The sequence below is a fragment of the Thermaerobacter subterraneus DSM 13965 genome, from assembly GCF_000183545.2.
Lineage (GTDB): Bacteria > Bacillota > Sulfobacillia > Thermaerobacterales > Thermaerobacteraceae > Thermaerobacter > Thermaerobacter subterraneus.
The window spans coordinates 1,511,937-1,529,940 of record NZ_JH976535.1 but is presented as its reverse complement, the minus strand read 5'-3'; the positions used below and the strand labels follow the sequence as shown (position 1 = coordinate 1,529,940).

Here is an 18,004-nt window from a genome sequence, read left to right as displayed (position 1 = left end):
GCCCGTTCCCGCCCGGCGACGCGGGCATGCTCGATGCGGGCATGCTCCAGGCGCCGGGGCGTGCCGCGCCATCCCGGACAAGGCTGGTGGGCGGACCTCGGGGGGACACGGGCGCCCGTCCCGGCATACCCTGATCGCGGGCGGCATGAGCTGCGGGGGTGAGCGCCGTGCTGAAGACCTCCGACCTGCGCACCCGCGACGTGATCAACATCGTGGACGGGCGGCGGCTGGGCTGGGTGGGCGATGTGGAGATCGACCTCCAGACCGGGCGCATCCAGGCCATTGTGGTGCCCGGGCCTGCCCGCTGGTTCGGCCTGTTCGGGCGCGACCGGGACTACGTGATCCCCTGGGAGCAGATCGTCCGCTTCGGCCAGGACGTGATCCTGGTCAACGTGCCGGGTTTCGTCGACATGGAAGGGGCCGCGGGTTCCGGCCGCGAAGGGATGCAGGCGAGCGCCGGTTGAGGGGTGCCGGGCGGCCCTGCGAGGACGGCCCGGCGGCTGCGGCGAAGGGGCTGCGGCCGGCCGGGCCGGCCCGCGGAAGGCGGCCGGCCGGGCGGGCCGGCCCGGTCGCAGCAAGGTACCGCCCCGGTGCCCGCGCCCGGCGCAGCATGATGGTGCCGGCGGGGAGGGAGCAGCGTGGCCCCTGAAGGCGCGGTCCCGGAGGCCGGGCGGCAGACCGGGGCCGTCATGCGGCGGCAGCGGGTGGGCGGGGTGGAGTGGCTCGTTCCTTCCGGTGCGCCGCCCTGGCTTTTCTTGGCCTTCACCACCCGCCGGGGAGGCGTCAGCCGGGGCCCCTGGGCGGAACTCAACCTGGGCCGCTCCACCGCGGACGAACCGGCCCGCGTCGAGGCCAACCGGCAGCGGGTGCTGGCCGCCGCTGGTCCGGAGTGGCAGTGGGTCGCCATGCCGCGCATGGTCCACGGCGCAGCGGTGGCCGTGGCCCGGGCCGGCGAGCCCTGGGCGCCCGGCCGGGGGCCGGAAGCCGATGCGCTGGTCACCACCGACCCCGGCGTCCTCCTGTGGGCGACCTTCGCCGACTGCGTGCCCGTCTTCCTCTGGGGCAGCGCCACGGCATCCCGCAGGGGCGTGGCCCTGGCCCACGCCGGCTGGCGCGGCACCCTGGCGGGGGTGGCGCCGGCGGCGGCCCGGGCGCTGGCCGAGGCCTTGGGGACCGGGCCGGAGCGCCTGCACGCGTTGATCGGACCCTCCATCGGCCCCTGCTGCTTCGAGGTGGACGAGCCTGTCCTGGAGTCCCTGGGCCGCCGGCTGCCCTGGGCGGAGGAAGTGCTGTCCCCCTCCCCTCGGGGAGCCGGTTACCGGCACTGGGACCTGTGGGAGACCAACCGGCGGCTGCTGGTGGAGGCGGGCCTGGATCCGCGGCACGTCGCCGTGGCGGGGCTGTGTACCGCCTGCGACACCGAGACGTTCTTCTCCCACCGGGCCAGCGGCGGCCGCACAGGGCGGATGGCGGGCCTGATCGGCATCCGCCCCGGGGCCCCCGCGAGCTGAAGCGCCCCGGGGCCGCCGGGACCCTTTCGCGCCGCGCCCGCGGCCCAGGGGCTACGGCAGCGCCGGGGGCGATGTGAGCAATACCGCAGGGCGAGCCATGGGCCCGGTGCGGGGGAGCAGCCGGTCCCGCCGCCGGCACAGGGCCCCGGTAGAGCTCGCGGCTCCCTGCAGGCTCCGGCCCTGCATGCCGCGCCGCCCGCCCCCACGCCATGCCGCCCACACCCCGTCACGCCCATGTCACGCTGCCAGCGCCGGCCACGCCGCCGCCCGCCAAGGATGTCGAAACCGGCAGGAGACGCGCCGCCCGGTATGGAATCGCCCTGCTACACTGGAAGGCTGGCGGCGCGTTCCGCGGCCCGCGGCCGGGCGGGCCCGCCCCAGGTGCCGGGGCCGGCCCGTGCCGGATCGCCCGCAGCAGAGCGGCTTGCCCGCGCAGCGGGGCGGAAGGCGGCACCGGCCGGCCCGCCGCCCGGTGCCGGGTCTTTCAGGGCGCGGCCCGGCCGCCGGCATCATCCGGGGAGCGACAGCATCCATGACCATTGCCGAGCGGGTGGCGGCCGTGCGGGACCGCATCGCCGCCGCGGCGGCCCGGGCCGGGCGGGATCCCGGTGAGGTGACCCTGGTGGCCGTGAGCAAGACGGTGCCCGTGGCGGCCATGCGGGAGGCGTACGCCGCCGGCATCCGCGATTTCGGAGAGAACCGGGCCCAGGAGGCCCGGGACAAGTTTCCGGCCTTCGGCGAGGACGTCCGCTGGCACTTCGTCGGCCGCCTGCAGACCAACAAGGTCAAGTACATCGCCCGGCACTGCCACCTGCTCCACTCCCTCGACCGCCTGGCCCTGGCCCAGGAGGTCGACCGGCGGGCGGGCCGCTGCGGCCGGGTCCTCCCGTGTCTGGTGGAGGTCAACGTGGCCGGGGAGCCCACCAAGGCCGGCCTGCCGCCGGAGAAGGTGGTCCCCTTTCTCCAGCAGGTGGCCGGAATGAAGGGTTTGCAGGTGGTGGGGCTCATGACCGTGGCGCCCCCGACCGATGATCCGGAAAGGGTGCGGCCCGTCTTCCGGCAGTTGCGCCAGCTGGCGGAGGAGGCCGCCCGGCAGTGCCGCGGCCTGCCGGGCATCGAGCTGCGCCACCTGTCCATGGGGATGACCGACGACTTCGAGGTGGCGGTGGAGGAAGGCGCCACCATCGTGCGCATCGGCCGGGCCATCTTCGGCGAGCGTGGATGAGGAGGAATGCCCATGGGGTGGATGGACCGGCTGCTGTCCCTGATCGGCTTCGAGGTGGAGGAGGAAGTGGTGGAGGCGCCGGCGGGGGAGGAACCGCAGGGTGCGCAGGCGGCCCCGCGGCGCCGGGACGGCCGCCACCGGGAGCGGGGGGAGGGCGGCCCGGGACCCCGGCCGGGCCAGCTGGTTCCCCTGGCGGCGGGGGGGCGCTCCCAGAGGGTGGTGATCGCCCGCCCTCAGTCCTTCGACGAGGTCCAGGAGATCGCCGAGCACCTGAAGAACCGGCGGCCGCTGATCCTCAACCTGGAGGACACCGACAAGGAGACGGCCCAGCGCATCCTCAACTTCCTGAGCGGCACGATCTATGCCTTGAACGGGGAGATGCACCGCATCGCCAACGGGGTGGTGTTCTTCGCCCCCCAGAACGTGGAGACCCTGGTCGACCGGCCGGACTTCCTCACCCGGGATTGATGCGAGGCGGCGGCAGCGGCGCCGGGGGTGATGGCCTCCGGCGGGCATCACCGGCCGGCCTCACCGAAGGGTAGGCTACCCGGCACCGGACCCGGGCGCGGCCGTAGGAGGGTGAGCGTTGACCGATTTGCTCGTCCTGTTCCTCGTGCGATTGATCCAAGGGCTCGCCACGGCGTTCTTCTGGCTCTTGCTGATCCGGGTGATCATGTCGTGGTTCATCCAGGGTAACTACAACCGGACCTTTCACGATATCTACCGTGTACTGGTCCAGTTGACGGAACCGGTCCTGGCGCCCATCCGGCGGGTGATGCCCGCCACCGGGCCCCTGGATCTGTCGCCCCTGGTCGCCCTCCTGCTGGTCCAGCTGGTGGAGCGGCTGCTGGTATCGCTGCTGTACAGGTTGTTCGGATGAACCCGCCGCGGCGCCCCGGCCGCCGGCCGGGGCGCCGCGGTCACCGATCCCGGGAGGTGGGAGCATGGCCCTGACGCCGCTGGACATCCACAACAAGCAGTTTTCCCGCTCTTTCCGCGGCTACAACGAGACCCAGGTGGACGAGTTCCTCGAGCAGGTGGGCCGGGAGTTCGACCAGGTGCTGCGTGACAACGCGGCCCTGCGCGAGCAGGTGGAGGCGCTGAACGCCAAGCTGGAGCAGTACCGCCAGCTGGAGGACACCCTGCACAACACCCTGGTGGTGGCCCAGGAGACGGCGGAGGAGGTCAAGGCCAGCGCCCAGAAGCAGGCCGAGCTGACCATCAATCAGGCCCGGCTGGAGGCGGACCAGATCATCCAGGCGGCTCGGGCGAAGGCGGAGGAGATGGAGCGCCGCTACCAGGAGCTGGTGAACAGCATCAAGGTGGCCCGGGCGCGGATGCGGGCCATGCTGATGGCCCACCTGCAGCTGCTGGACGAAGAACCCGGCCTGGGTGGAGAAGAGACCCGGGAGGCTGCCGAAGAGGGCGCCCGGGAGGAAACGGAAGGCGATGAAGGGCCGGCCGGAGCACAGGGGCCGGCCGGCGGGCCTGGCGACGCCTCCCCGCACCGGACCGGCGCCCGCCCCGCGGCAGGCGAAGGAGAGGGCGTGCGGCCGGCCGTCATGCACCGGGGCTCGGGGAGCTGGGGTGCCGCCCGGGAGGTGGCGGCCGGCCGGGATCGGATGCCGGGTTTCTAGCCGGGGCGGGATTCCTTGACGGCCTGCGCCGGGATCACTAGACTATTCCCTAATCATGCCATGCTTCGACAGGGCGGGCGCCGCCGGGTAGCGGGCTGCCACCGGCTCCCGGCGCCGCCCGCCGCCGGGATACGGCGATGAGGGGGCCAGTAGGGCCGGCACCCCGCCGGCTGCAGAGAGCCCGGGCCGGCGGCTGTGAGCCCGGGCGCCGGTTGCCGCCCGAAGATCCCCCCCGAGCCGCCCACCGAACCGGCCCCCGGCCCGCGGCGGTCCCTGCCTCGGGCCGGGGGGCAGCGCAGTAGGCTGGGCCGCCTGGCCCCCGTTAACGGGCCGCAAGAGTGCCCGGGCCGACAGGACTTGCACCGCCGGGGTGCGGTCATGCCCGCGCCCGTGGGTGGCGCCGCCGTTCAGGGCCCGGCCGGGTCCTCCCGCGGTCCGGCGATTACCGCCGGGGGCGGCCCAGGGAGGACCGGCCCCTGCCTGGCCGGCGGTGGGCCGGACGGCAACCGGCAGCCCGGGAACAAAGGTGGTACCGCGAGGGAACCCCCTTCGCCCTTTGGCGACGGGGGTTTTTCTTTTCAGGCCGCCCTTGCCCAGGCCGTCCATCCAGACCGTCCATATCGATGAGGAGGAGGAGCATGGACTACCGCGAGACCCTCAACCTGCCGCAGACGGACTTCCCCATGCGGGCGAACCTGCCCCAGCGGGAGCCCGAGATCCAGCGCCGCTGGGACGATATGGACCTCTACCGGCGGCTCCGCCAGGCGCGCCGCGGGCGGCCGCGGTTCGTCCTGCACGACGGACCGCCCTACGCCAACGGCGACATCCACGTGGGCACGGCCCTCAACAAGATCCTCAAGGACGTGGTGGTGCGCCACGCCTCCATGGCGGGCTACGACGCGCCCTACGTGCCCGGCTGGGATACCCACGGCCTGCCCATCGAACGCCGGGCCCTGGAGGTGCTGGGCGTCGACCGGCGGGCCATCTCGCCCGTCGAGTTGCGCAACCGCTGCCGCGACTATGCCCTGGACCAGATGAACCGGCAGCGCCAGCAGTTCCGCCGCCTGGGCGTGCTGGGGGACTGGGAGCGCCCCTACCTCACCCTGGAGCCGGAGTACGAGGCGAAGCAGATCGAGGTCTTCGGCGAGATGGCCCGGCGGGGCTACATCTACCGCAACCTCTACTCGGTCTACTGGTGCCCCGTGGACGAGACGGCCCTGGCGGAGGCCGAGATCGAGTACCGGGAGAAGACGTCGCCCTCCATCTACGTCGCCTTTCCCGTGGTGGACGGCCGTGGCCGGCTGCCCGGGGGCGCGCGGCTGGTGATCTGGACCACCACCCCCTGGACGATCCCGGCCAACCTGGCCATCGCCGTCCACCCCGAGGCCCGTTACGTGGCGGTCGAGACCGGCCGCGGGCTGCTGGTGGTGGCCGAGCCGCTGGTGGAAAGGGTGCTGGCGGCCGCCGGGCTGGAGGAGCGCGGCCGCTCCGGCCCCTGGACCGGAGCCGAGCTGGAGGGGGTCACCTACCGACATCCCCTGTTCGATCGCACCTCGCCGGTGGTGCTGGCCGAGCACGTGAGCATGGAGGAGGGCACCGGCCTGGTGCACACCGCCCCGGGCCACGGCCAGGAAGACTTCGAGGTGGGCCGCCGCTACGGCCTGCCCGTGCTGAGCCCGGTGGACGCCAGCGGCCGCTTCACCGGCGAGGCCGGGCCCTTCGCGGGCCTGTTCTACGCCGATGCGAACCCCCACATCACCCGCGCCCTGGAGGAAGCGGGAGCCCTGCTGGCCCAGGGCACCATCCGGCACCAGTACGCCCACTGCTGGCGCTGCCGCCAGCCGGTGATCTTCCGGGCGACCACCCAGTGGTTCGCCTCGGTGGAGGGCTTCCGCCGGCAGGCCCTGGAGGCCATCGACGGGGTGCGCTGGATCCCCGAATGGGGCCGGGAGCGTATCCACAACATGGTGGCCGACCGGGGCGACTGGTGCATCTCCCGCCAGCGGGCATGGGGGGTGCCGATCCCGGTGTTCTACTGCGAGGCCTGCCAGGAGCCGGTCATCACCGAGGAGAGCATCCGGGCGGTGGCCGAGCTCTTCCGGCGGGAGGGGTCCAACGCCTGGTTCCTGCGGGAGGCGGCCCAGATCCTGCCCGAGGGCTTCGCCTGCCCCCACTGCGGCAGCCGCCAGGGCTTCCGCAAGGAGACCGACATCATGGACGTGTGGTTCGACTCGGGATCGAGCCACGCCGCCGTACTGGAGACCCGGGAGGATCTGACCTGGCCGGCCGATCTCTACCTGGAGGGGTCGGACCAGCACCGGGGCTGGTTCCAGTCGTCCCTGCTGACGGCGGTGGCCACCCGCGGCCGGGCGCCCTACCGGGCGGTGCTGACCCACGGCTTCGTGGTCGACGGCGAGGGCCGCAAGATGTCCAAATCCCTGGGCAATGTGGTCGACCCCAACGACGTGATCCGGCGCTACGGGGCCGACGTGCTGCGCCTGTGGGCGGTCTCGTCGGACTACCGGGGGGACGTGCGGATCTCGGAGGACATCCTCAAGCAGATGGCCGAGGTCTACCGCAAGATCCGCAACACCCTGCGCTTTTTGCTGGCCAACCTGGGGGACTTCGACCCGGCCCGGGACGCCGTGCCGTACGGGGAGCTGGGTGAGCTGGACCGCTGGGCGCTGGCCCGGCTGGCCCAGGTGACGGAACGGGTGCGGCGGGCCTACGAGGAATACCAGTATCACCTGGTCTACCACGCCGTGCACAACTTCTGCGTCACCGACCTCAGCGCCTTTTACCTGGACGTGCTCAAGGACCGGCTCTACGCTTCCCTGCCCGCCGACCCGCGGCGCCGGGCGGCCCAGACGGTGCTCTACCAGCTGGCGCGCCATCTGACCCTGCTGCTGGCCCCGGTGCTCTGCCACACGGCGGAAGAGGTCTGGGGCCACCTGCCCCGGCTGGAGGGCGATCCGGAGAGCGTCCACCTGGCCCTCTTGCCCGAGCCTGACGCCGCCTGGCGGGACGAGGAGCTGCTGCGCCGCTACGAAGTGCTGTTCGAGGTGCGGGAAGCGGTCTACCGCGCTCTGGAGCAGGCGCGCCAGGAGAAGGTGATCGACGTGCCCGCCGAGGCCCGGGTGGTCATCGCGGGAGCCCGGGAGGAGGCGGCCCGGGTCCTGGAGGCGCTGTCCCGGGACCTGCCGGAGCTGTTCCTGGTGGCCGAGGTGGTGGTCGAACCCGGCCCGGCGGCCGGCACCGCAGGGGAGGGGGCCGGGGGCCCGGGGCAGGCCGCGGGCCAGCCGGCCCGGGATCCGGCGGTACGGGTGGAGCGCACGGACCTGGCCCGCTGCGCCCGTTGCTGGCGGCACGTGCCCGGCGTCGGCGGCGATGCCGCCCATCCCGACCTTTGCCCGCGTTGCGCGGCCGTGGTCCACCAGCTGGAGGCGGCGGGCGCCTGAGGGGAGGCCGGCCGGACGGCGGGACGGGGGCTGGCAGGCGAAGGGGACCGGGCGGGCCGCGTCCTGGGCACCTGTCCCGCCGCCGGTGCATAGACCGTCGGTGCGGCGACCCTGCCGAACCCGGCTGGCGTCCCGACTTGCCCGCCCCGGGGTGAGCAGCCCCGGGTCCCTGGCCCCCTGGTGCGTGCACCCGGGGGCCCGCTGGCAAGGCCCGGGCGGCCCCCCGGGCAGGAGGGCCCGCCGGCCCGTCGAAGCAACAGGTCATTCTGCCGGCGGCCCCTGCCCTGGAGGGAGGGACCCGGACAGGGCGGGTCCGGGCCGCCGGCCGCCGGAGGCCCGATGGACGATGACGAAGCCTTCACAGAGGATCTCCATCAACGGTCTTGCGCCCAACGGCGTCCCTTCGCACCAGGCGGACCGTCCCGGGGCCGGCCCCTGCGCAGCCCGCTCGGGGCCGGCAAGGGACGGAGGATCCTGCGGGGCGGGACCCGGCGACGACTATGCCGTGCGGGCGGCGGAGGCCGGCCGGTGCGGCGACCCGGGCCCGGCCATCGGCATCCTGGGCGGCATGGGGCCCGAGGCCACCGTCGACCTCTTCGCCAAGATCGTCCGCGCCACCCCGGCGCGGGTCGACCAGGACCACGTGCGCATCGTCATCGACAACAACCCCAAGATCCCCGACCGGACGGCCTTCTTGCGCGGCGCGGGGCCCGATCCGGTGCCGGCCATGGTGGCCTCGATCCAGGGGCTGGTGTCCCTGGGGGCCAGCCTGATCCTCATCCCCTGCAATACGGCCCACGTCTACTTTGACCGCCTGCAGGCCGCCAGCCCCGTGCCCATCCTCCACATCATGCGGGAGGTGGCCCGGGCCCTGGTGGCCGGCGGGGCACCTGGCCTGCCGCCGGCCGGCGGCCCGGCCGGTCTGCTGGCCACGGAGCTCACGGTGGAGAGCGGCCTCTATCACCGGGCCCTGGCGGAGGTGGGGCTGGAGGTGGTGGTCCCGGCGCCCGAATACCAGGCCGAGGTGACGCGGGCCATCTTCGGCGCCGACGGAATCAAGGCCGGCGTCTATGAGCCGGCCCGCCAGCGGCTGCTGGAGGCCGGGACCCACCTGGTGGAGCGGGGCGCCCGGGTGCTGATCGCCGGCTGTACGGAGCTGCCGCTGGTGCTACGGCCCGGGGACTTTCCCGTGCCCTGGGTCGACCCGGCGGAGATCCTGGCGCGGGCGGCCCTCCAGCGGCTGCTGGGGGCACCGGCGGAAGCCGCCCGCCGCTGAGGGGCGGCCACGTACCGGCGGGCGGGGTGGTCCGGAGGAGGTTTCGTCGTGCCAGTGGGTGCTTCCGGTGAGGTGGCGGGGGGAGGGGGCCAAGGGGCTGCCGCCGCTGCTGCCGGTCGGGTTCTGGTGGGGCGCATCGTCCCCGCACCCGGCAGCGGGGTGCGGCCGGCGGAGGCCGTGTTCTTCCGCGGAGGGCGGGTGGAGGCCCTTGGCTCCGAGGCGGCGGTGCGGGCGGTGGCGGGACCCCGGGCGGAGGTGGAGGTGCTGCCCCGGGACGCGGTGGTCCTGCCGGGGTTCGTGGACGGGCACTGCCACCTGCTCTGGTGCGGGCAGGTGGCCACCCAGCTGGATCTCCGGGACGTGACCTCCCTGGACGAGCTGGAGCGGCGGGTGGCGCGGCGAGCCGCCCAGCTGCCGCCCGGCACCTGGATCGAGGGCTACGGCTGGGACCAGAGCCGGTTCGACCCGCCGGTCTGGCCGGACCGGGCCTTGCTGGACCGGGCGGCACCGCAGCATCCCGTGCTGTTGCGCCGCGTCTGCCGGCACGTCGCCGTGGCCAGCAGCCTGGCGCTGGCGGCCGCCGGGGTCCACCGGGACACCCCCGACCCCGCCGGCGGGCGTTTCGGCCGCGACCCGGTCACGGGGGAACTGACGGGTTTGCTCGAGGAGACCGCCATCGAACGGGTGGCGGCCGCCCGGCCGGCCCCCGGCCTGGAGGAGCGGCTGGCCGGTCTGCTGGAGGTGATCCGCTCGGCCCATGCCGCGGGGATCACCGCCGTCCACAGCCACGACGTCCACCAGCCGGGCGAGCTCGGGGACGTGCTGGCCCTCTACCGGGCCGCCCGGGAGCGGGGGCGGCCCCTGCGGGTCGCGCTGGACGTGGGCCGGGAGGCCCTGGACGACGCCCGCGCCTGGCTGCCTTCGGGCCACGGGGACGCCTGGCTGCGCATGGGGTCGATCAAGTTCTTTGCCGACGGGTCCCTGGGCGGGCGGACGGCGGCCCTGCGGGACCCGTACGCCGACGGGGACGGCCGGGAGCGGGGCCTGCTGCGCCACAGCCCGGAGGAACTGGCTTCGCTGGTTGCCGAAGCAGCGGCGGCCGGCTACCAGGTGGCCATCCACTGCATCGGCGACCGGGCGGTGGACGCGGCCCTGGCAGCGGTGGAGGCGGCCCGGCGCCGGGCCGGTCCGGGGCGGCACCGGCTGATCCACGTGCAGGTCATGGCGCCCGAGCACCCCGCACAGCTGGCGGCGGCCGGGGTGGTGGCCGAGATCCAGCCCCGGTTCCTGGCCTCGGACCTGGCCTTCGTGGAGGAGCGGCTGGGGCCGGGGCGGAGCCGCTGGGCCTACGCCTGGCGCAGCCTGCGGGAAGCCGGTGTACCGCTCTCGGCAGGATCCGACGCCCCCATCGAGCCGCTGGCGCCCCTGGAGGGGATCCAGGCGGCGGTGACCCGGGACGACCTGCAGGGAGACCCGCCGGGCGGCTGGCATCCCGAAGAGCGGTTGAGCGTGGGGGAGGTCCTGCAGGCCTACACGGCCGGCGCCGCCTGCGGGGCCCTGGCGGAAGGACTGTGGGGCAGCCTGCTGCCTGGCGCCATGGCCGATGCGGTGGTGCTGGGGGCCGATCCGTGGCGGGTGGCCCCCCACGAGCTCCGCCACATCCCCGTGCTGGCGACCTACGTGGGCGGCGAGCCCGTTTACCGCCGCCCGGCCGGCTGATGCCGGCCGGGCGCAGGCCGCGGCGCGCTCCCGGGCCGCTCCCGGCTCCCCGGCAAGCCCGCCGGCCCCTTGGCGGCCTGCGGGGTCCTTGCAGCCCGTTTCCCCAGGACCTCGGATGCCCCGGGACCTCCCTGCAATGTAGGAATCTGCCACGCCCCTGTTGAATTGGCTGGCGGGAAGGCCGTTCAACACCGGCCGCGATGCGCACCTGGCGTCGCGGTCCGATGGGGGTTTGCGCCATGGAGGTCACGGTCAGCGTCATCAAGGCCGACGTGGGCAGCGTAGGCGGCCACACCCGCCCCAGCGACGAGCTGCTGGCGGCGGTGCAGCAGCGGGTGGAGGCCGAGAGGGGCGGCCTGCTGCTGGACGCCCGGGTGTTCTACTGCGGCGACGACATCTCCATCCTCATGACCCACCAGCGCGGGCTCGGCGACGAGGCGATCCACGGGCTGGCGTGGGAGGCCTTCCGGGCCGGTACGGAGGTGGCCCAGCGCCAGGGGCTCTACGGGGCGGGCCAGGATCTGTTGAAGGACGCCTTCTCGGGCAACGTGCGCGGCCTGGGGCCCCAGGTGGCGGAGCTGACCCTGCGCGAGCGGCCCAATGAGGCGCTGATGATCCTGGCGGCCGACAAGACGGAGCCGGGCGCCTTCAACCTGCCGCTTTACCTGGCCTTCGCCGACCCCATGTACTCCCCCGGGTTGCTGCTTTCCGAGGAACTGCATGCCGGTTTCCGGTTCGTCATCATGGACGTCGAGCACACCGAGGGCGACCGGTCGATCACCCTGGATGCCCCGGAGCGGCTCTACGACATCGCCGCCCTGCTGCGCGACACCCACCGCTACGTCATCGCCGGCATCTGGTCGCGCAAGTACCCGGACGAACAGGCTGCCGCCGTCAGCACCACCCGCCTGCGGCAGATCGCCGGCCGTTATGTGGGCAAGGACGACCCCGTGGCCATCGTGCGGGTGCAGAAGATCTTCCCGGCCACCGAGGAGTTCGGCCCGCCCTTCGCCCTGGGCGCCTTCGTGGCCGGCGATACCCGGGGCAGCCACAACCTGCCCCTGCTGCCGGTTCCCGTCAACACCCCGGCCAGCACCTTCTTCTGCCACCCCATGGTGACGGCCCTGGGCTTCTCCATGCACGAGGGGCGGCTGACGGGTCCGGTCGACCTGTTTGCCGACCCGGTGTGGGAGCCCATCCGCCACCGCATCGTGGCGAAGGCGGTGGCCATGCGCCAGCAGGGCTTCTTCCAGCCGGCCATGCTGCCCATCTCCGAGCTCGAGTACGGCGGCATCACCGCCCGGCTGCAGCGCCTGGACGCCGAGTTCCGGGTCGAAGCAACGGGGGACTGAGCCTGGCCGGCACTGATGCGGCGAGCCGGCCCACCGGCGAGGGGATCCTGCGGCGCGCATTGCGGCGCCCCGCGATCGAGCGGGGCGCCGCAATGCTTCCATGCCCCGCCTCCGGCGCCGGGGTACCCCCAGCGGGAATCCAGCGTTGCTTAGGGATGGCCGGGACAGGCTAGAGAAGGCGAGGGCGTCCCGGCGTCCTGGATCCGGCGGGGCGGGTGGCGCCCGGTCCTGCCTCCGCGGGCGCGGGAAGGCCGGTGCCGCCTGCCCCTTCCCGCCAAGACCTGGGAGGGTGCGCCGTCCCTTTCAGGCCGGGGGCCTGGAAAGGCCGGGCACCGCGGGGGCCGGCGGCGCGCGCCGGCCGGACGGGCACGCCGGCGACGCAAGGGAGGTCGGCAGCCGTGGTGGCGGGTGGGGACGATGCCGCCGGGCCGGAAAAGCCCGGCCGCGCCATGGGGTCCGGGTTGGCCGGTGGCCGGGACGGGCGGCCTGCCGTGGGCCGGTTCCTCCCGTCCGGCGGCGCCGCCCGACGGCCCCGGACCGGGGCGGGAGCGCCCCGGAGTGCCCCTCGGGGGCCCAAGGAGCGGGGCGGCCGCCGTCTCCGGGACGGTGCCCGCCGGGCATCCCGCTCCTTCCGCCCGGGAGAGCCGGCGCCGGCTCCCGTCAGCCGGCGCAGCGCCGCCGGGGTGGCCATTCAGCGGGTGCCGGCCACCATCCCGCATTCCCCCGGCCCGGTCCCGGCCTTCCGGGACCGGTGGCCCCTTCCGGGGGCGGGGGCGGGGGCGGGGAAAGGACCGGGTGCCGCCGGGGGCAGGCGCGCCGGGCGCCCCGGACCGCCCCCTCGGGCCCTGCTGTCGGGCATCCTCCACCGGCTGGACGAACTCGCCTGGCGGTGGGAGCGGATCAGCATCGTCGAGTACCTGGCCCTTTTTCGCGACCCGGGCCGGCTCTTCTGGATGAACTTCCTGGCCGGGGTGGCCCGGGGGCTGGGGGCGGCGGTGGGGTTCACGCTGCTGGGCGCCCTGGTCCTTCTGGCCCTGCAGCGCGCGGTGGAACTGAACCTGCCGTACATCGGCAGCCTGGTGGCCGACCTCTTGCGCATCGTCCGCACCGAGCTGGACGGTGGCACGCCGGGGCCGGGCGGCGCCCCGCCCGGTCCCTGAGGGCGGCCGCCGGCGAAGAGGGGGAATGGTCCATGCGACCGGAAGTCCGCGAGCACTTCCGCAGGCGCCTTCTGGAGGAGCGGCGCCGCCTTGCCGGGGACCTGCGCTACAACAGCGACATCGGCCGGCTTTCCCAGCGGGAGTCCATCAGCGAGCTTTCCACCTACGACAACCATCCCGGCGACGTGGGCACGGAAACCTTCGAGATGGCCAAGGACATCGGCCGCCGGCGGGACATCCAGCGGGCCCTGCACGACATCGACGCCGCCCTGGCGCGGCTGGACGACGGAACCTACGGCTACTGCCAGCGCTGCGGGCGGCCCATCCCGCGGGAACGGCTGGAGGTGCTCCCGGCCACGCCCTTCTGCGCCGGATGCGCCACCGCCATGGCCGAACGGGAGAAGAAGGTGCGGGGCACCGCCCGGCCCGTGGAAGAGGAGGTCCTCTCGCCGCCTTTCGCCCGCTCGTGGCGCGACGATACCGGCGAGATCGACTTCGACGGGGAAGACGCCTGGCAGTCGGTGGCCCAGTACGGCAGTTCCGACACGCCCCAGGACGTGTGGGAACCGGCCACTTATCCCGACGTCTACGAAGACGCGGGGGACGACAGCGGGCTGGTGGAACACACCGACCGGCTGCTGGACCGGCGCTTCGAGTCGGCAGAGGACATCGCCGTCGCTCAGGAGTCCGTCAAGGCCCATCGCCGCCAGAACACCGGGGGGGACGGGGAATTCGGCCGGAGCCCCGGCGGCCAGGGGAACGGAGCGGGCCCGGCGTAGGCCGCTGGCCGGAGGCCGGCCCCGGCGGAAGGAGGAACCGGACCGGACGCAGCGGTCCGGGCCCGTCCGGACCCGGGCCGCTGCCCCTGGCCCGGGCCGGTCCCACGGCCCGAGGAGGCCGCCGGTCCCGGTTCCGGCGGGTCCGAGTCGCGGGCGGGCCGGCAGGGATGACGGCAGGCATGGGGAATGTGATGGAGGAGAGCAGCCCGAAAGATCCCCGGCAGCCGCCAGGCAACCGCTACAGGAGGCAACGGCTTGCTACCCATCTGGACCGCCCTCTTGGTACTGGCCGCCGACCAGGCGACCAAGGCCTGGGTCCTGGCCCGGATCGCGCCCTGGGGCACCGTGCCGGTCCTTCCCGGTGTGGTGCAGTGGACCTACGTCCAGAACCGGGGCGCCGCCTTTGGTCTCCTGCAGAACCAGACCCTCTTCTTCATCGTGGTGGCCGTGGTGGTCATCGCCGCCATCCTCTACTGGCTGCCCCGGCTGCCCGGCCGGGCGGGGTCGGCCCGGCTGGCCCTGGGCCTGCAGCTGGGGGGCGCCGTTGGCAACCTGATCGACCGGTTGCGCTGGGGATACGTGGTCGACTTCGTCGACCTGGAGTTCTGGCCGCTGCACCGCTGGCCGGTCTTCAACGTGGCCGATGCCGCGATCGTCACCGGCACCGCCCTCCTGGTCCTCTGGCTGCTGGCAGACCGTGACGCGGCGCCGGATCCGGTGCAGGGGCCGGGGGGAGGGGGGAACTGAGCGCCTATGGCCGATGACCCACCCGTAGCCGGGCGTGCGCCCCGCACAGCGGTGTTCGTCGTCCCCGGCTCGGCGGCCGGGGAGCGGCTGGACGTCTTCCTGGCCGAGCAGGACGGCCTCGACCTGACCCGGTCGGCCATTCAACGGCTGATCCGCAGCCACCGGGTCTGGGTCAACGGCCGCACCGCCCGGCCCAGCCGGCGGCTGGAACCCGGAGAAGAGGTGGTCATCGAGCTGCCGGAACCCGCGCCCTCGGGTGTGGTGCCCGAGGCGCTGCCCCTGGACGTGGTCTACGAGGACCCTGACGTGGTGGTGCTGAACAAGCCGCGGGGCTGGGTGGTCCACCCGGCGCCGGGCCACCCCCAGGGTACCCTGGCCAACGCCCTTCTGGCCCGGTATCCCGAGATGGAGGGGGTCGGGGGCCCGGGACGGCCTGGCATCGTCCACCGCCTGGACCGCGACACCACGGGGCTCTTGGTGGTGGCCCGCAGCCCCCTTGCGTACCGGGAGCTGGTACGGCAGATCAAAGAACGGCGGGTCCACCGCGAGTACCTGGCCCTGGTGCGGGGCTGGCCCGAGGTGCGGGAGGGCACGGTGGAGGCGCCCATCGGCCGCCATCCGGCCGATCGGACCCGGATGACCGTGCTGACCACCGGAGGTCGGCCGGCGCGCACCCACTTTGCCGTGGTGGAACAGGTGGGCCGGTACACCTTGTTGCGCTGCTGGCTGGACACCGGCCGGACCCACCAGATCCGGGTCCACCTGGCCTTCATCGGCCTGCCGGTGGCGGGGGATCCGGTCTATGGCGGCCGCCGCGCCCAGGGCGAGCTGGGTCTCGAGGGGCAGGCCCTGCATGCGACCCGCCTGGCCTTTGCCCACCCGCGGGACGGCCGGCCCATGGACTTCACGGTGCCGCCGCCGGCCGACTTCCTCGCGGCCCTGGAGCGGGCCCGGGCGGGCGCAGAGGGTTGACGGACCGGCGGGCCGGGGCCGGTCGGGGCCTGCGAGCCGGCGGGTACGCCGCCCACGCCGGGCACCCGGCCCGGCGCCGAGCACCCCAACGGGAGGGAAGTCCATGGCAGGAGGACTGAAAGAAAAGGCGCGCATCATGGACAAGGAGGCCCTGCGCCGCGCCCTGGTGCGCATCGCCCATGAGATCGTGGAGCGGAACCGCGATCTGGACCAGGTGGTCTTCATCGGCATCCGCCGCCGTGGCGTGCCCATCGCCCAGCGGCTGGCGCGGGCCATTGCCGAGTTCGAAGGCAAGGAGCTGCCGGTGGGCATCCTGGACATCACCCTGTACCGCGACGACCTGTCGCGCCTCAGCGAGAAGCCGACGGTGAACAACACCGACGTTCCCTTCTCCATCGAGGGCAAGCACATCATCCTCTGTGACGACGTCCTCTACACCGGCCGCACCATCCGGGCGGCTCTGGACGCCCTGGTGGACCTGGGCCGCCCCGCTACGGTCCAGCTGGCGGTGCTGGTCGACCGCGGCCACCGGGAGATCCCCATTCGCGCCGACTACGTGGGGAAGAACGTGCCTACCTCCCGGCGGGAGGTCATCGAGTGCCGCCTGGAGGAGGTGGACGGCGTCGACGAGGTCTGGATCATGGAACAGCCCTAGGTGCCCGCACAGCGGCAAGGGCGGGGGCCCGGGTGGGGCGCGGGCAAGGGCCCGGCCTGGGCTCGGGCAGCCGCCGGTCCGGTGGCAGGGCCCGGGCGCAGGGCCAGGCAGCAGGGCTGGGAGCAGGGAAAAGGCACAGTAGGGGAGCAGGGAAGAGGCGCAGGAAGCGGTCTGGGGCTCATGCCCGGGGTGGCTCCGCCCGGGCAAGCCCCGCCCCGAGGCGCAGCAGCGCCAGGGCCGTGGCCGCCGCCGCCTCCACGTTGCGGCCGGCCTGGGCGATGGCCTGCCGCACCGGCACGGGCCCGGGGGTCGCCGCCAGAAGGGCGGCGACCCCCGCTTCCTTCAGGGCCGGTTCCACCGCCGGGTCGACGGCGCCGGAGATCACCACCACGGGGCGCCCGTACCGGCGGGCCCGGGCAGCCACCCGGGCCACCAGCTTGCCCGCCAGGGTCTGGGAATCGGTGCGGCCTTCCCCCGTCAGCACCAGGTCGGCGTCTTCCAGGTGACGGTCGAAGCCGGCGGCGTCCATCACCAGCTCGGCACCGGGCCGGAGCCGGGCGTCCAGGAAAGCGACCAGGGCGAAGCCCAGGCCGCCTGCGGCGCCGGCGCCGGGTTCGTCCCGCCGGTCATGGCCCAGGGTGCGGGCCGCCACGTCTGCCAGGCGTACCAGTCCCGACTCCAGGATCTCCACCTGCTCGGGGGTGGCACCCTTCTGGGGGGCGTACACGCGGGCGGCGCCGCGAGGGCCCGTCAGGGGATTGTCCACATCGCACGCCACCTGGATGGCGACCTTGCGCAGCCGCGGATCCAGGCCGTCAAGGTCGATCCGTTCCAGGCGGGTCAAGGCGCCGCCCCCGGGCGGGAGCGGCCGCCCGGCGCCGTCCAGGAACCGGGCTCCCAGGGCCGCCAGCATGCCCGTGCCGCCGTCGGTGGTGGCGCTGCCGCCGATGGCAACCAGGAGCCGGCGGCAGCCATGGTCCAGGGCGTCCCGGATCAGCTCCCCCGTGCCGGTGGTGGTGGCCTCCAGGGGCCGGCGCTTGCCGGGGGGCACCAGGAGCAGCCCCGAGGCGGCGGCCATCTCTACCACCGCCGTCTGGCCGTCACCGAGAAGACCCCACCGGGCCTCCACGGGTTCCCCCAGGGGCCCCGTCACCCGGCACCGTATCCAGCGGCCGCCCGTGGCGCGAACCAATACCGCCGCGGTGCCCTCGCCCCCGTCAGCCAGCGGCAGCTGGGTGGCCGCCGCCCCGGGCCAGCCGCGGGCCACGCCGCGGGCCATGGCGGCCGCGGCCTCCTCCGCCGTGAGGCTGCCCTTGAAGGAGTCCGGCGCCACCAGCACCCGCGGGGGCACCGGGCCCGCGGCCCCGCCCAACCTTCCGGATTCGGATGCAGTTGCCTGGACCATGATCGATTCGGTTGCCTGCACCATGGTCCACCCTCCCCCGCCCGTGGCTGTCCCGGTCCCGCTGCCTTCCGGTGCCCGCCCCCGGCCGGGTCCCCGCCGCTTCCTGCC

General features: G+C 74.2%; 16 protein-coding genes. 15 read left to right on the top strand and 1 reads right to left on the bottom strand.

All coding sequences use genetic code 11. The annotated features are described in order from the left end of the window. Positions 1-167: 167 nt before the first annotated feature. The 15 genes from THESUDRAFT_RS06330 (at position 168) to pyrR (ending at position 16,491) form a co-directional block, all read left to right on the top strand. Positions 168-464 (top strand): YlmC/YmxH family sporulation protein, encoded by a 297-nt coding sequence (locus tag THESUDRAFT_RS06330; protein ID WP_006903924.1) that lies wholly within the window; start codon positions 168-170, stop codon positions 462-464. A 174-nt stretch (positions 465-638) separates the two neighbouring features. Continuing rightward, positions 639-1,511: a peptidoglycan editing factor PgeF gene (pgeF, locus tag THESUDRAFT_RS06325; RefSeq protein ID WP_006903923.1), complete on the top strand. Its 873-nt coding sequence runs from the start codon at positions 639-641 to the stop codon at positions 1,509-1,511. A 532-nt stretch (positions 1,512-2,043) separates the two neighbouring features. Beyond that, positions 2,044-2,736, top strand: coding sequence for a YggS family pyridoxal phosphate-dependent enzyme (locus tag THESUDRAFT_RS06320; RefSeq protein ID WP_006903922.1), 693 nt, complete (start codon positions 2,044-2,046; stop codon positions 2,734-2,736). Between the two features lie 12 nt (positions 2,737-2,748). Beyond that, a complete protein-coding gene (locus THESUDRAFT_RS06315) occupies positions 2,749-3,204 on the top strand; it encodes a cell division protein SepF (protein ID WP_006903921.1) in 456 nt (151 codons plus the stop codon). Between the two features lie 118 nt (positions 3,205-3,322). Then, on the top strand, positions 3,323-3,616 hold the full coding sequence (locus tag THESUDRAFT_RS06310) for a YggT family protein (RefSeq protein ID WP_006903920.1): 294 nt from the start codon (positions 3,323-3,325) through the stop codon (positions 3,614-3,616). Positions 3,617-3,680: 64 nt separating this feature from the next. Then, entirely contained in the window at positions 3,681-4,373 is a 693-nt protein-coding gene (locus THESUDRAFT_RS14405) for a DivIVA domain-containing protein (RefSeq protein WP_006903919.1), read from the top strand. A gap of 638 nt (positions 4,374-5,011) precedes the next feature. After that, on the top strand, positions 5,012-7,831 hold the full coding sequence (ileS, locus tag THESUDRAFT_RS06300) for an isoleucine--tRNA ligase (RefSeq protein ID WP_006903918.1): 2,820 nt from the start codon (positions 5,012-5,014) through the stop codon (positions 7,829-7,831). Between the two features lie 346 nt (positions 7,832-8,177). Continuing rightward, entirely contained in the window at positions 8,178-9,107 is a 930-nt protein-coding gene (cuyB, locus tag THESUDRAFT_RS06295) for a cysteate racemase (RefSeq protein WP_006903917.1), read from the top strand. Between the two features lie 48 nt (positions 9,108-9,155). Continuing rightward, positions 9,156-10,826 carry an amidohydrolase gene (locus tag THESUDRAFT_RS06290; protein WP_006903916.1) on the top strand — a complete coding sequence of 557 codons (1,671 nt, stop codon included), beginning with the start codon at positions 9,156-9,158 and terminating at the stop codon, positions 10,824-10,826. 239 nt (positions 10,827-11,065) lie between these two features. Further along, positions 11,066-12,178: a fructose-1,6-bisphosphate aldolase/phosphatase gene (gene fbp / locus THESUDRAFT_RS06285; protein ID WP_006903915.1), complete on the top strand. Its 1,113-nt coding sequence runs from the start codon at positions 11,066-11,068 to the stop codon at positions 12,176-12,178. A 398-nt stretch (positions 12,179-12,576) separates the two neighbouring features. Then, positions 12,577-13,338 carry a DUF5665 domain-containing protein gene (locus THESUDRAFT_RS13890; RefSeq protein WP_006903914.1) on the top strand — a complete coding sequence of 254 codons (762 nt, stop codon included), beginning with the start codon at positions 12,577-12,579 and terminating at the stop codon, positions 13,336-13,338. 32 nt (positions 13,339-13,370) lie between these two features. Next, positions 13,371-14,117 (top strand): TraR/DksA C4-type zinc finger protein, encoded by a 747-nt coding sequence (locus THESUDRAFT_RS14975; RefSeq protein WP_006903913.1) that lies wholly within the window; start codon positions 13,371-13,373, stop codon positions 14,115-14,117. Positions 14,118-14,372: 255 nt separating this feature from the next. Continuing rightward, on the top strand, positions 14,373-14,864 hold the full coding sequence (lspA, locus tag THESUDRAFT_RS06270) for a signal peptidase II (RefSeq protein ID WP_006903912.1): 492 nt from the start codon (positions 14,373-14,375) through the stop codon (positions 14,862-14,864). A 6-nt stretch (positions 14,865-14,870) separates the two neighbouring features. Next, positions 14,871-15,836, top strand: coding sequence for an RluA family pseudouridine synthase (locus tag THESUDRAFT_RS06265; RefSeq protein ID WP_006903911.1), 966 nt, complete (start codon positions 14,871-14,873; stop codon positions 15,834-15,836). Between the two features lie 103 nt (positions 15,837-15,939). Beyond that, entirely contained in the window at positions 15,940-16,491 is a 552-nt protein-coding gene (gene pyrR / locus THESUDRAFT_RS06260; RefSeq protein ID WP_006903910.1) for a bifunctional pyr operon transcriptional regulator/uracil phosphoribosyltransferase PyrR, read from the top strand. A gap of 178 nt (positions 16,492-16,669) precedes the next feature. On the opposite strand, the gene THESUDRAFT_RS06255 is transcribed toward pyrR, so the two are convergent. Beyond that, complete coding sequence (locus THESUDRAFT_RS06255; RefSeq protein ID WP_006903909.1) at positions 16,670-17,920, bottom strand: glycerate kinase; 1,251 nt, start codon at positions 17,918-17,920, stop codon at positions 16,670-16,672. Between the last annotated feature and the right edge of the window lie 84 nt (positions 17,921-18,004).

Bases quoted from the DNA above. Each gene is read 5' to 3' on its own strand.
- THESUDRAFT_RS06320 (WP_006903922.1), top strand. From the start codon at position 2,044: ATGACCATTGCCGAGCGGGTGGCGGCCGTGCGGGACCGCATCGCCGCC.
- THESUDRAFT_RS14975 (WP_006903913.1), top strand. From the start codon at position 13,371: ATGCGACCGGAAGTCCGCGAGCACTTCCGCAGGCGCCTTCTGGAGGAG.
- THESUDRAFT_RS14405 (WP_006903919.1), top strand. From the start codon at position 3,681: ATGGCCCTGACGCCGCTGGACATCCACAACAAGCAGTTTTCCCGCTCT.
- fbp (WP_006903915.1), top strand. From the start codon at position 11,066: ATGGAGGTCACGGTCAGCGTCATCAAGGCCGACGTGGGCAGCGTAGGC.
- ileS (WP_006903918.1), top strand. From the start codon at position 5,012: ATGGACTACCGCGAGACCCTCAACCTGCCGCAGACGGACTTCCCCATG.
- THESUDRAFT_RS06315 (WP_006903921.1), top strand. From the start codon at position 2,749: ATGGGGTGGATGGACCGGCTGCTGTCCCTGATCGGCTTCGAGGTGGAG.
- pyrR (WP_006903910.1), top strand. From the start codon at position 15,940: ATGGCAGGAGGACTGAAAGAAAAGGCGCGCATCATGGACAAGGAGGCC.
- cuyB (WP_006903917.1), top strand. From the start codon at position 8,178: ATGACGAAGCCTTCACAGAGGATCTCCATCAACGGTCTTGCGCCCAAC.
- THESUDRAFT_RS06265 (WP_006903911.1), top strand. From the start codon at position 14,871: ATGGCCGATGACCCACCCGTAGCCGGGCGTGCGCCCCGCACAGCGGTG.
- THESUDRAFT_RS06255 (WP_006903909.1), bottom strand. From the start codon at position 17,920: ATGGTGCAGGCAACCGAATCGATCATGGTCCAGGCAACTGCATCCGAA.